Origin of the sequence: Marmoricola endophyticus (assembly GCF_014644415.1) — a bacterium.
Taxonomy (GTDB): Bacteria; Actinomycetota; Actinomycetes; order Propionibacteriales; family Nocardioidaceae; genus Marmoricola; species Marmoricola endophyticus.
On record NZ_BMKQ01000001.1, the window covers coordinates 2,083,881 to 2,096,669 of the forward strand.

10 protein-coding genes and 1 pseudogene are annotated in these 12,789 nt (G+C 72.1%); 5 read left to right on the forward strand and 6 right to left on the reverse strand.

Going from position 1 to position 12,789, the window contains the following annotated elements:
- The 4 genes from kdpC to IEX42_RS10210 all read right to left on the reverse strand — a co-directional run bounded on the left by kdpC (position 1) and on the right by IEX42_RS10210 (position 4,612).
- Complete coding sequence (gene kdpC, locus IEX42_RS10195; protein ID WP_188779676.1) at positions 1–618, reverse strand: potassium-transporting ATPase subunit KdpC; 618 nt, start codon at positions 616–618, stop codon at positions 1–3.
- 39 nt (positions 619–657) lie between these two features.
- Positions 658–2,697: a potassium-transporting ATPase subunit KdpB gene (kdpB, locus tag IEX42_RS10200; RefSeq protein ID WP_268236456.1), complete on the reverse strand. Its 2,040-nt coding sequence runs from the start codon at positions 2,695–2,697 to the stop codon at positions 658–660.
- A gap of 98 nt (positions 2,698–2,795) precedes the next feature.
- Positions 2,796–4,460, reverse strand: coding sequence for a potassium-transporting ATPase subunit KdpA (gene kdpA, locus IEX42_RS10205; RefSeq protein WP_188779677.1), 1,665 nt, complete (start codon positions 4,458–4,460; stop codon positions 2,796–2,798).
- Positions 4,457–4,612, reverse strand: a complete 156-nt coding sequence (locus IEX42_RS10210) for a hypothetical protein (RefSeq protein ID WP_188779678.1) — start codon at positions 4,610–4,612, stop codon at positions 4,457–4,459. Before IEX42_RS10210 ends, kdpA begins: the two co-directional genes overlap by 4 nt.
- A gap of 87 nt (positions 4,613–4,699) precedes the next feature.
- On the opposite strand from IEX42_RS10210, the pseudogene IEX42_RS10215 reads away from it, so the two are divergent.
- Positions 4,700–4,894 (forward strand): annotated as a pseudogene (locus IEX42_RS10215) (YnfA family protein); the annotation flags it as partial.
- Positions 4,895–4,933: 39 nt separating this feature from the next.
- Here the strand turns inward: IEX42_RS10215 and IEX42_RS10220 are convergent.
- Positions 4,934–5,209 carry a DUF7218 family protein gene (locus tag IEX42_RS10220; RefSeq protein WP_188779680.1) on the reverse strand — a complete coding sequence of 92 codons (276 nt, stop codon included), beginning with the start codon at positions 5,207–5,209 and terminating at the stop codon, positions 4,934–4,936.
- Between the two features lie 12 nt (positions 5,210–5,221).
- Positions 5,222–6,214, reverse strand: coding sequence for a TIGR03557 family F420-dependent LLM class oxidoreductase (locus tag IEX42_RS10225; protein WP_188779681.1), 993 nt, complete (start codon positions 6,212–6,214; stop codon positions 5,222–5,224).
- A gap of 128 nt (positions 6,215–6,342) precedes the next feature.
- On the opposite strand from IEX42_RS10225, the gene IEX42_RS10230 reads away from it, so the two are divergent.
- The 4 genes from IEX42_RS10230 to IEX42_RS10245 all read left to right on the forward strand — a co-directional run bounded on the left by IEX42_RS10230 (position 6,343) and on the right by IEX42_RS10245 (position 12,712).
- On the forward strand, positions 6,343–7,410 hold the full coding sequence (locus tag IEX42_RS10230; protein WP_188779682.1) for an NADH:flavin oxidoreductase/NADH oxidase: 1,068 nt from the start codon (positions 6,343–6,345) through the stop codon (positions 7,408–7,410).
- 126 nt (positions 7,411–7,536) lie between these two features.
- On the forward strand, positions 7,537–9,198 hold the full coding sequence (locus IEX42_RS10235) for a PP2C family protein-serine/threonine phosphatase (RefSeq protein ID WP_188779683.1): 1,662 nt from the start codon (positions 7,537–7,539) through the stop codon (positions 9,196–9,198).
- Between the two features lie 270 nt (positions 9,199–9,468).
- The gene (gene zwf, locus IEX42_RS10240; protein WP_229660766.1) at positions 9,469–10,908 is read left to right on the forward strand and encodes a glucose-6-phosphate dehydrogenase; all 1,440 of its coding nucleotides are present in this window, start codon (positions 9,469–9,471) and stop codon (positions 10,906–10,908) included.
- Positions 10,901–12,712, forward strand: coding sequence for a glycoside hydrolase family 15 protein (locus IEX42_RS10245; protein WP_188779685.1), 1,812 nt, complete (start codon positions 10,901–10,903; stop codon positions 12,710–12,712). Before zwf ends, IEX42_RS10245 begins: the two co-directional genes overlap by 8 nt.
- Positions 12,713–12,789: the final 77 nt, after the last annotated feature.

Below are 12,789 nucleotides of genomic sequence, written 5' to 3' on the forward strand. Positions count from 1 at the left end.
TCATCCTCCTGCCGCCTCACGCACGGCCAGGTTCAGCAACAGCACGTTCACGTGACCGGATCCCAGCACACCCAGGCTGCGCCCGTCGGTGTGCTCGGTGACCAGCGCGGCGACCTGTGCGGTGGGCAGGCCCGCGGCCCGCGCGACCCTCGGCACCTGCAGCGCGGCGTACGCCGGCGAGATGTCGGGGTCCAGACCCGACGCGGAGGCGGTCACCGCGTCGGCCGGCACCTGGTCGGGACGCACGCCCTCCCGCTCGGCGACCTCGGCGCGACGCGCGCGGATGTCGGCCACCAGCTCCGAGCTCTCCGGGCCGAGGTTGGAGCCAGAGGTGCTCAGGGGGTCGTAGCCGTCGTCCCCGGCGGCCGAGGGTCGAGGGACGAAGAACCCGGCGTCACTGCTCCGCTGACCCAAGAGGACGGAGCCGACCGCCGCGCCGGGATCGGTGGTGTGAGCGCCGGCGGCCGTGACCAGCGACCCCTCGGCGCGCCACGGCAGGACGCCCTGCGCGATGCCCGTGACTGCCAGGGGGTAGGCGATCCCGCAGACCACCGTGGCAGCGAGCAGGACCCGCAGTCCCGCGAGGCTGTGGCGGAGCAGTGCGAACAGTTCAGTCATGGTTCCGGCCCCTCCTGGGACCAAGGATGCAACAGGAGCTCACAGGCCGGGGACCAGCGAGACGAGGAGGTCGAGGACCTTGATCCCGACGAACGGGGTGATCAGCCCGCCGACGCCGTACACCAGGAGGTTGCGCCGCAGCAGCACCTCTGCGGCCGCGGGGCGGTAGCGCACCCCGCGCAGCGCGAGCGGGATCAGCGCGACGATGACCAGCGCGTTGAACACCACCGCCGAGACGATCGCGGACTGGGGGCTGGAGAGCCGCATCACGTTGAGGACGTCGAGCCCCGGGAAGGCCACCACGAACATCGCCGGCAGGATCGCGAAGTACTTCGCGACGTCGTTGGCCACCGAGAACGTCGTCAGGGCACCGCGGGTGATCAGCAGCTGCTTGCCGATCTCGACGACGTCGATGAGCTTGGTGGGATCGGAGTCCAGGTCGACCATGTTGCCCGCCTCCTTCGCAGCGGTCGTCCCGGTGTTCATCGCGACACCGACGTCGGCCTGCGCCAGCGCCGGGGCGTCGTTCGTCCCGTCGCCGCACATCGCGACCATCCGTCCACCGTGCTGCTCCTTGCGGATCAGCGCGAGCTTGTCCTCCGGGGTGGCCTCGGCGAGGAAGTCGTCGACGCCTGCCTCCTCGGCGATCGCCTTCGCGGTCACGGCGTTGTCGCCGGTGATCATCACCGTCCGCAGACCCATCGCGCGCATCTGGTCGAAGCGCTCGCGCATGCCGTCCTTGACCACGTCCTTGAGGTGCACCACGCCGAGCAGCCGGGCAGGGCTCCCGTCGACCTGCTCGGCCACGACCAGCGGGGTGCCGCCGCTGGAGGCCACCTGCTCGACGGCGGCGTGGATCTCGTCCGACTGCGCTCCCCCGGTCTCCTCCACCCAACCGCACGCCGCACCGGCGGCGCCCTTGCGGACTCGCCGGCCGGACACGTCGATCCCGCTCATGCGGGTCGAGGCGGAGAACTCCACGAGCGTCGCCCCGTCCGGTACGGACACGTGCTGGCCGGTCTCCTCCTCGATCAGGGTGACGATGCTGCGCCCCTCGGGCGTCTCGTCGGCCAGGGACGCCAGCAGCGCGGCCTCCAGGAGCTCGTGGCGCTCGACACCACTGATCGTGTGGAGCTCGCTGGCCTGACGGTTGCCGTAGGTGATGGTGCCGGTCTTGTCCAGCAGCAGCACGTCGACGTCCCCCGCCGCCTCGACGGCACGGCCCGACATGGCCAGCACGTTGCGCCGTACGAGTCGGTCCATGCCGGCGATACCGATCGCCGAGAGCAGGGCGCCGATGGTCGTGGGGATGAGGCACACCAGCAGCGCGGTCAGCACCAGCAGGCTCTGGTGGGCGTCGGAGTAGTCGGCGACGAAGTACAGCGAGATGCACACCGCGACGAAGACCGCGGTGAGCGTGCCCAGCAGGACGTTCAGGGCCAGCTCGTTGGGGGTGCGCTGGCGCTGCGAGCCCTCGACCAGCCCGATCATGCGATCGACGAAGGACTGGCCGGGGTCGGAGGTGATGCGCACGACGATCCGGTCGCTGAGCACGGTCGTGCCTCCGGTGACCGCACTGCGGTCGCCGCCCGACTCCCGGATCACCGGTGCGGACTCGCCGGTGACCGCCGACTCGTCGACCGACGCGACGCCTTCCACGACGTCGCCGTCACCGGGAACTCGCTCACCCGCAGCCACGAGCACGAGGTCACCGGCCCGAAGCGAGGTGCTGGCCACCTCCTCCGTCGGCTGGTCCGCCAGCCGCCTGCGGTCACGACCGGTCAGCCGCCGGGCGGTGGTCTCGGTCTGCAGCGCGCGCAGGCTGGCCGCCTGCGCCTTGCCCCGGCCCTCGGCGACGGACTCGGCGAGCGTGCCGAACAGCACGGTGAGCCACAGCCAGACGGTCACCGCCCATCCCAGGGTGCTGGGGTCGATGATCGAGAGCACCGCGGTGGCCACGGCGCCGATCTCCACGATCAGCATCACCGGCGTCGCCGCCAGGGCTCGCGGGTCGAGCTTGCGCAGGGCCCCAGGCAGGGCCTCGCGGAGCATCGACGCCGTCAGCAGCGCGGACGGCACCTCGGCGTACTCGGCCTGCGCGTGCGCCGGTCCGGCCCCGTCGTGCTCGTCCGACCCCGGCTCGGCGGTCGTCCGGGTGTCCAGCTTCTGGTTCTCGTTCACGACAGCGACTCCGCGATGGGTCCGAGGGCGAGCACCGGCACGAAGGTCAGTCCGACCACGATGACGGTGACGCCCGAGAGGAGGATGACGAAGAGGGGGCGGTGGGTGGGCAGGGTCCCGGCACCGACGGGGACCCGGTGCTGCGCGGCGAACCGACCCGCCAGGGCGAGGACGAGCACGATGGGGACGAACCGGCCCAGCAGCATGCACAGCCCGAGGAGCGTGTTCCAGAACGGCGTGCCCGTCGCCAGACCGGCGAACGCACTCCCGTTGTTGTTGCTGGCCGAGGCGACGGCGTACAGCGCCTCGGACAGGCCGTGCGAGCCGCTCTCCTGCAGGCCGGCGAGCCCGGCGGGCGCGGTCAGACCGATCGCGACCCCGGCCAGGACGAGGACCGGCATGGTCAGGATGTAGAGCGCGACGACCACGATCTCGCGCTGGCCGATCTTGTGCCCGAGGTACTCCGGGGTGCGGCCTACCATCAGTCCGGCGAGGAACACGGTGACGACCGCGAGCATCAACATCCCGTACAGCCCGGCTCCGACCCCGCCGGGGGCGACCTCGCCGAGCAGCATGTTGACGATCGCCACCCCGCCGCCCGGGGCGGTCAGCGAGTCGTGCATGGCGTTCACCGAGCCCGTCGACGTCGCCGTCGTCGAGGCGGCGAACAGGGCGCTCGCTGCCTCGCCGAATCGGGTCTCCTTGCCCTCCATGGCAGCGCCCGCGAGAGACGGCGCCGTGCCGTGCCCGGCGAGCTCGGCCCAGGTCAGGAGGCCGACCGAGACCAGCCACAGCGAGCCCATCACCGCCATGACCGCGCCGCCCTGACGGCGGTCGCGCACGATCACGCCGAACGCCCAGGCCATCGCGAAGGGGATCACCAGCAGCAGGAAGATCTCGAGCAGGTTGCTCAGCGCGGTGGGGTTCTCGAACGGGTGGGAGGAGTTGGCGTTGTAGAAGCCGCCGCCGTTGGTCCCGATCTCCTTGATCGCCTCCTGACTGGCCACCGGCCCGCCGGTGACCTGCTGGGTGCCGCCGTCCAGCGTCGTCACGCCGCGAGGTCCCGAGAGGTTCTGCACCACCCCGAGCGCGACCAGGACCAGGGCGGCGACGAACGACGCCGGCAGCAGCAGGCGGAGCACGACACGGACCAGATCTGACCAGAAGTTGCCGACCCGCCCGCCCGCGCTGGTGCGCGCCAGCCCCCGGGCGAACGCTGCGGCGACGGCCAGACCGACGCCGGCGCTGACGAAGTTCTGCACCGCGAGCCCGGCCATCTGCATCAGGTGACCGATCGCCGCCTCGCCGGAGTACCACTGCCAGTTGGTGTTGGTGGCGAAGGAGACCGCGGTGTTCCACGCACCGTCCGCGGGCAGCGCCGACATCCCGATGTCGAGCGGCAACCACTGCTGGACCCGCCCGAAGACGAAGAGGAACAGCACGCTGACCAGGGAGAAGCCCAGCACCGAGAAGGCGTACGAGCGCCAGTGCTGGTCGGCGTCCGGGTCCACCCGCAGCAGCCGGTAGGTCGCCCGCTCGAACCGCAGGTGCGTCGGGGCGGTGAACAGGTGCGCCAGGTAGCGGCCCAGCAGCGGGACGACCAGCGCGAGCAGCAGGACCAGCAGGAGCACCTGCAGGACTGCGGCGAGCACGGCGCTCACCGGCCCGCCGGCTCGGTGTCGTGGCTCTTGGCGGGTCCGGTGGGAGCCACCCCCGCGTCGGCATCGTCCAGGCGGCGCCCGAGGGCACCGACCAGCAGGGCGAGCAGGGCGAACGCCACGAGGGTCGTCAAGACGTAGATCAGGTCGGGCACGAGCACTGGTGTAGTACGCCGAGCGCGAGGCGTGCCCGGATGTTTACGACCTCTTAACGCCCCCGCCGCCTTGGGCCCACACCGAGCGGTTTCGTGGCCACTCTGCAGCCGGACGCGCCCTTCGGCGGCACCCTGGCGGCCTACGGCGGCGTGTTCGTCGCCGGGTCGATCGTGTGGGGCATGGCGTTCGACGGCTACCGCCCCGACCGCGTCGACGTCCTCGGCGCGATCATCTGCTTGGGCGGCATGGCCGTGCTGATGTACGCGCCGCGCAGCGCGTGAGCGCCCCCCACGACAGGGAGATCGGCTCACGACACCGGACTAGCGGTCGCGCAGCGCCTCGATCAGCTCGTCCTTGGTCATGCTCGACCTGCCCTCGACGTCGAGCTCGGCGGCCCGGTCGTGCAGCTCCTCGACGGTCCAGTCCTCGTAGTCGCCGGACTTCCCGCCCTTGCGGCCGACCTGCGACCGGCCCTGGTTCGCTGCGGCGTTGGCGATCCGGGCCGCCTTCTCCTTGCTGCCGCCCTCGTCGCGGATCTTCTCGTAGAGCTCGTCGTCCTTGACCGACGAGCCGTGGTCGTCGTCTGCCTTCGCCATGTCCCTCTCCTCTCAGCCCGCTGCGCTGCGCAGCTTCTCCAGCAGCGGCCCGGCGGCCTCGTCGAGGAACCGCTGCTGCTGCTCGTCGCCGATCTGGACCAGTGCGACGTCGGTGAACCCGGCCTCCCAGAACGGCCTGACCGCCTCCACGACCGCGTCCAGGTCAGGGCCGCACGGCATCGCCTGCGCGACGTCCTCGGGGCGGACGAACTGGGTGGCCCCGGCGAAGCCGGCCGACGTCGGAAGGTCGGCGTTGACCGCCCACCCGCCGGCGAACCACCGGAACTGGTCGTGGGCACGCTCGACGGCGGCGTCCTCGGAGTCGGGGTCCCAGCTGATCGGGATCTGCCCGATCGCCCGGGCACCGCCCTCGCCGATGCGGGGAGCGCCGTCGGTCGCGTTCCACGCCGTGACGAGGTCGGCCTTCGGCTCGACGGCGACGAGGTGGTCCGAGAGCGGGCCGAAACGCTCCACCGACTTCTCCCCGCTGACCGCGACCGCGAGGTCCACGGCCTGCTCGGGCACGTCCCACACCCGTCCCGAGTCGACCCGGAAGTACTCCCCGTCGTAGGTCGTCAGCTCCCCTGAGTGCAGGGCCCGGATGATCTCGATCGCCTCGACGAGCATGTCCTGCCGCTGGTCCACGGGCGGCCAGCCCTCGCCGACGACGTGCTCGTTGAGGTTCTCCCCCGCGCCCAGGCCCAGCGTGAACCGCCCGTCGGCGAGCAGCTGCAGCGTCGCGGCCTTCTGCGCGACGACGGCCGGGTGGTAGCGGATGATCGGGCAGGTCACGTACGTCATCAGCTCGACGCGCTGCGTCGCGTGGGCCACCGCCCCGAGCACGCTCCAGGCGTACGGCGCGTGCCCCTGCGAGGCCAGCCACGGCGAGTAGTGGTCGCTCGAGACCTCGAAGTCGAAGCCGGCGCGCTCGGCGCCGACGGCGTAGTCGACGAGCGCCTTCGGGCCGCTCTGCTCGGTCATCAGGGTGTAGCCGAATCGCGTCACGCCTCGTGAGATACCCGGCGCGGGGTGGGTTCATGCGGTTCGAGGCGGTATCCCCCGCGGAGCGGCCGTAGCCGCACGCCACAGTCCACTCCGGGAACACCGATCTCCCCGAGCCGGTTGCGCGGGCCGTGTCGTTGCTCTTCGCCCCACTGACCCTCCGCTCGCTGACCGTCCGCAACCGCGTCTGGCTCGCGCCCATGTGCCAGTACTCCGCGACCGACGGGGTGCCCGACGACTGGCACCTGGTGCACCTCGGTGCCCGGGCGACCGGCGGCTTCGGGCTGCTGCTGACCGAGGCGGCCGCCGTCAGCCCCGAGGGCCGGATCTCGCCGCAGGACGCGGGGCTGTGGAACGACGCCCAGGCGGAGGCCTGGAGCCGGGTGGTCGACTTCGTGCACGGCCAGGGCTCGGCGATCGGCACCCAGCTCGCCCACGCCGGGCGCAAGGCGTCGACGTACCGGCCGTGGGCGGAGCACAGCGGCACCGTGCCCGTCGACGACGGCGGCTGGCAGACGCTCGCCCCCAGCCGGGTGCCGTTCGAGGGCTTCGAGGACCCGGTCGCTGTGGACCAGGACGGCATCGACCGGGTGATCTCCGACTTCGCGACCGCGGCGGACCGGGCCGCCCGGACCGGCTTCGACACCGTGGAGATCCACGCGGCGCACGGCTACCTGCTGCACCAGTTCCTCTCCCCGCTGTCCAACCGCCGCGAGGACGCGTACGGCGGGTCCTTCGACGGGCGCGTGAAGCTGTTGCGCGAGGTGACCCGCGCGGTCCGGACGGCGATCCCCGACGGCATGCCGCTCCTGGTCCGGATCTCGGGCACCGAGTGGACCGACGGCGGCTGGGACCTCGACCAGTCCGTCGACCTGGCGCGCCGGCTGCGCGAGGACGGCGTCGACCTCGTCGACGTCTCCTCGGGAGGCAACGTCGCGGCCGACATCCCGGTCGGTCCCGGCTACCAGGTGCCCCTGGCCGCCGGGGTGCGCGAGGCCGGGCTGCCCACCGGTGCCGTCGGTCTGATCACCGAGCCCGCCCAGGCCGAGCAGGTGCTGGCCACCGGTCAGGCCGACGCGGTGCTGCTCGCCCGTGCCGCGCTCCGCGAGCCGGGGTGGCCGCAGCGGGCGGCGCGGGAGCTCCGCGTACCGCTCGAGGAGGCGCCGTGGCCCCCGCAGTACGTCCGCGGCGCGCGATGAGCCCGGTCCGAGGGGGCGCACGGACCCTCTGCGGGGCTCCTCGAGTTCGCGCAAAGTGAGGTCGCGGCGTCGGCTTCGGGCCTAGGCTCGAGACCAGCCCCGACGTCGACGCGGACAGGAGGTCCGGTGCTGCACGCGCTGCCGGCTTCCGAGGACCTCGTCCTGCGCTACGAGCGGATGCTCGAGCGCTACCTCGAGGTACCGCTGGCCGTCGTCTGCACCACCGAGTCCACCGGTCTCGACCCGGAGCACGAGGCCGTGATGGCGCTGGTCCGGGCGAGCGACGGGCCGGTCGTGAGCGGGGACGGCGAGACCCCGCCGGACCCCTCGCTGGTCGCGCTGGAGATCGCCGCCGTGGCCGCCTGGCCCCTGCGTGACCCGTCCGGGAGGACGATCGGCGCGCTCGGCGTGATCGACCACGAGCCGCGCTACTGGACCGGCGAGGACCTCGGCACGATCGCGGACCTCGCCGAGGGGTGCTCCGGCGAGATGGCGCACCTGCGCGGTCGCGCGGACGCCGAGCGCCAGGCCCAGCGCGCCCAGGAGCTGGGCCGCCGGAGCCGGGTGCTGCTCGCCCTGAGCGAGGGGCTGTCCTCGACCCGCACCCTCGACGACATCGCCTTCGCCGTGGAACGCGTGGCGGTCGACCAGCTCGAGTGCCTGCACGGCGCGATCTGGCTGCTCCGCACGGCGCGGGACGCCTCGGACACCGACCGGCTGCACCACGTCTGCGACCCGTCGGGCGGGTGGGTCTCGGCGGCGATCAACGCCGACCTCCCGGTGACGATGGGCAACCCCGCCGGCGAGGTGGTCCTGACCGGGCGGTCGCTGGTCTTCGCCACCCGCGCGGAGCAGAACGCCCGCCCGTACGACCTCGACCTCAGCCGGCAGGTCGGCGAGACCCGCGTCTTCATGCCGCTCGGCCTGGGCCGCACCTTCGGGGTGCTGGCCCTGGTGTGGGAGGGGCAGCAGGACCTCTCGGCCGAGCACCGGGTCACCATCGCGACGCTGGCGTCGTACGTCTCCCAGGCGGTCCAGCGTGCGGAGCTGCTCGAGGAGCGCGAGCTCGTCTCGACCACCCTCCAGGCGGCCATGCTGCCGCGCCTCCCGCAGGTGTCCGCGCTGGAGCTGACGGCGCGCTACCGGCCGGCCGCCGCGCGCGACCGCGTCGGCGGGGACTGGTACGACGCGGTGGTCACCCACAGCGGCTCGACCGACGTGATGATCGGCGACGTCTCCGGGCACGACATCGCCGCCGCGGCCGTGATGGGCGAGGTGCGCAGCATGCTGCGCGCGTTCTCCTTCGGCCACGACGGCTCCCCGGCGTCCAACGTCGCCCAGCTCGACCAGGCCCTGGACTCGTTCGGCATCGACCGGTTCGCCAGCCTGCTCTACGTCCGCGCCGAGCAGCCCGACGGCACCGGTCAGCGTCGGTTGAGCTGGACCAACGCCGGCCACTTCCCGCCCCTGGTGGTGCGTCCCGACGGGTCCGCCGGTCTGCTCGAGGACCCGATGGGGGCCGATCTCGTCCTCGGCGTCGACGCCACGTCCGAGCGGCGCGACCGCACGGCCCTCGTCCCCGAGGGCTCGGTGCTCCTGCTGTTCACCGACGGTCTGGTGGAGCGTCGCGGCGAGTGCGTGACCGCTGGGCTCCGGCGGTTGCGCGACGCGGCGGCCGAGCACCACGGCAAGGCCCCGGACGCACTGCTGGACGGCCTGTTCGCCGATCTCGTGGGCGAGGGCAACGAGGACGACGTCGCGGTGCTCGCGGTCGGGCTGACGGCCTAGGGCGTGTCCCTCGATTCTGGCCGTTCGCTGAACGTCGTCCAGCGCGTGCGCTGGCAGCTCCGGGGTCCCGCGGGAGCGCGAGCGAAGCGAGCGCTCTCGTGGGGTGGTGGCTTGGCGCGGGAGCGAAGGCGGGCCGGCGGCCCGTCGAGCTTCCGCAACGCCGCCAGCGTGCGTGATGGGCGGCGGACAGCAGGCCACGAGTTGAGGGGCATGCCCTTTAGGCCGCACGCCACACGTTCGACCGAGGGCAGGTCGGGTACAACGGTTGACGTGCCTGACACGACCGAGTCCCTCGCTCCCCACGTCCTCGTCCTCTTCGGTGCCACCGGCGACCTCGCCGCCCGGAAGCTGTTCCCCGGCCTCTACCACCTCGCCGAGGCCGGCCGGCTCCCGCAGGAGTACGCCGTCATCGGCTCCGGCCGGCACTCCCCCGGCACCGACGACGAGTTCCGCGACCGGGTCCGCAAGGGTCTGGACGAGACCGTCGAGGACCTCGACTCCGCGGTCGCCGACCAGCTGGTCGCGCGGATCTCGTTCTGCACCTCCGACGCCGACGACGGCTCGGACCTGGCCGACGCGGTCGCGGCGGCCGAGGAGCGGCTGGTCCGCGACAGCGACGTCGACGGGGTGGACGACGTGCGCCGCCTGGTCTACCTCTCGGTGCCGCCCTCGGCCATGCAGCCGATGATCGGGATGCTCGGCGAGACCGGGCTCGCCGACCGGGCCCGCCTGGTGATCGAGAAGCCGTTCGGCACCGACCTGGAGTCCTCCCGCTCGCTCGACGCCGCCCTCAAGGACGTGGTGGACGAGGAGCAGGTCTTCCGCATCGACCACTTCCTGGGCAAGGAGGCGGTGCAGAACATCCTCGCCCTGCGCTTCGCCAACGGGCTCTTCGAGCCGGCCTGGGACCGCAGCTCCATCGAGTCGGTGCAGATCGACGTACCCGAGACGCTGACCGTCGAGGGGCGCGAGTCCTTCTACGAGTCGACCGGCTGCCTGCGCGACATGATCTCCACCCACCTGTGCCAGCTGCTCGGCTTCGTCGCCCTGGAGGACCCCGGGACGTTCGAGGAGGCCGCCGTCCGCGACGCGAAGTCCGCGGTGTTCCAGGCACTGCGGCCGCTGGACAAGGAGCGCACCGTCTTCGGGCAGTACGACGGCTACCGCGACTCCGACGACGTCGCCGAGGACTCCGACGTGGAGACCTTCGTCGCGCTGACCACGTACGTCGACAACGACCGCTGGCGCGACGTGCCCTTCCACCTGCGCACCGGCAAGGCCCTGGCCGACGGGCGGCGGCTGATCACGCTACGGTTCCGCACCCCCGAGTCGACCATCTTCGGCAACGGCGACAGCGGGTGCAACGAGCTGGCGCTGGAGCTCACCGACGACCCCCGGGTCACCGTCGACGTGCGTGCCAAGCGGCCGGGTCCCGACATGGACCTGATCGAGGGGACGCTGCGGCTCGACCTCGCCGACGACGCGCCCGACGCCGAGCCGCTGGAGGCGTACGAGCGACTGCTGCTCGACGTGCTGCGCGGCGAGCGGACGCTGTTCACCCGCTCCGACGAGGTGGACCGGCTCTGGGAGGTCGTGCAGCCGGTGATGGAGGACCGGCCCGAGGTGCAGTCGTACGCCCAGGGCTCGTGGGGTCCGCAGGCCGCGCTCGACCTGCCCGAGGGCGGATGGCGACTCGGCCGCGATGGCTGACCGCGAGCAGCTGCCGATCGCCGAGCACGGGCTGATCGGCGACCTGCGCACCTGCGCACTGGTGGGCTCGGACGGGACCATCGACTGGTTCTGCGCACCGCGCTTCGACTCCCCCAGCATCTTCGCCTCCGTGCTGGACGACGAGAAGGGCGGCGACTGGCGGATCCACCCGAAGGGTGAGGTGATCCGGACCCAGCAGTACTACTTCCCCGACACCAACATCCTCGTCACCCGCTTCCTCACCGACCACGGCGTGACCGAGCTGCACGACTTCATGCCGGTGATGCGCGCCCACGACGAGGGTCACCGCCAGCGCCTCGTGCGCCGGGTGGTCGCCGTTCGCGGGTCGGCCGAGCTGGCGATGCGGATGGCCGCGCGACCCGACTACGGGCGCGCGGACTCCGCCCCTGACAGCGTCGACGGCGGAGTGCGCATCGTCGACGGGGACGTCGCGATCGGCCTGACCGCCACCGTCGACCTGGTCACCGACGGTCGCGACGTGACCGCCGAGGTGGCGCTCGAGCAGGGCGGGTCGGCGCTGTTCGTGCTCGAGGTCCTCGAGCCGGACGAGCCGATGCAGGGCTTCGACGAGCGTGACGTGGAGCGCCTCTTCGACCGTACGGCGGCGTTCTGGCGCGACTGGCTGAGCCACTCGACGTACACCGGACGCTGGCGCGAGCGCGTCGACCGGTCCGCGCTGACGCTGAAGCTGATGTGCCACGAGCCGACCGGCGGGATCATCGCCTCGCCCACGACCAGCCTGCCCGAGCACATCGGCGGCGGGCGCAACTGGGACTACCGCTACGTGTGGATCCGCGACGCGGCGTTCAGCCTGTACGCCCTGCTCCGGCTCGGGTTCACCGAGGAGGCGGCCGCGTTCGTCGCGTGGCTGTCGCGGCGCCTGGGCGAGACGCCGTCGAACGACGAGCTCGGGCCGCTGCGGGTGCTCTACGACCTCGACGGGAACGTGCCCACCGAGGAGCACGAGCTGGAGCACCTCTCGGGCTACCGCGACTCACGGCCCGTACGCGTCGGGAACGCCGCGGTCGAGCAGCTGCAGCTGGACATCTACGGCGAGCTGATCGACTCGGTCTACCTGTTCAACAAGTACGGCCCGGGTCTCTCCCACGACGCCTGGACCGATCTGCTGCGGATCGTCGACTGGCTGGTGGGCAACTGGGACCGCGACGACGCCGGGATGTGGGAGGTGCGCGACGAGCCGAAGGCGCACACCACCTCGCGGCTGATGGAGTGGGTGGCGCTCGAGCGGATGATCCGGGTCGCCCGGCAGCGTGGGCTGCCCGGGGACCTGGCTCGCTGGGCGGAGGTCCGCGACAAGGTCTACGAGCGGATCATGACCCACTCCTGGGACGCGGAGGTCGGCGCGTTCATGCAGCACGAGGGCTCCGCGACGCTGGACGCCGGCGTGCTGCTGATGCCGATGGTGAAGTTCGTGGCGCCCAACGACCCCCGCTTCCTGTCCACCCTCGACGCCGTCGAGAAGCGCCTGGTCACCGACAGCCTGGTCTTCCGCTACGACACCGAGGAGTCCACCGACGGTGTCGGCGGCGAGGAGGGCACGTTCTCGCTGTGCTCGTTCTGGTACGTCGAGGCCCTCACCCGCGCCGGCCGCGTGGAGGACGCCCGCCTGGCGCTGGAGAAGATGTTCACCTACGCCAACCACCTCGGCCTGTACGCCGAGCAGATCGGACTCTCCGGCGAGCAGCTGGGCAACTTCCCCCAGGCCTTCACCCACCTCTCGCTCATCTCCGCCGCCCTCAACCTGGACCGCGCGCTGGGGTAGTCGGGTCGCCCCTGCCCCGTTGAGTAGTGCGTCCTACCGGGTCGAGTTGCTGGTTCTGCCGGGTCGACTCGCGCATC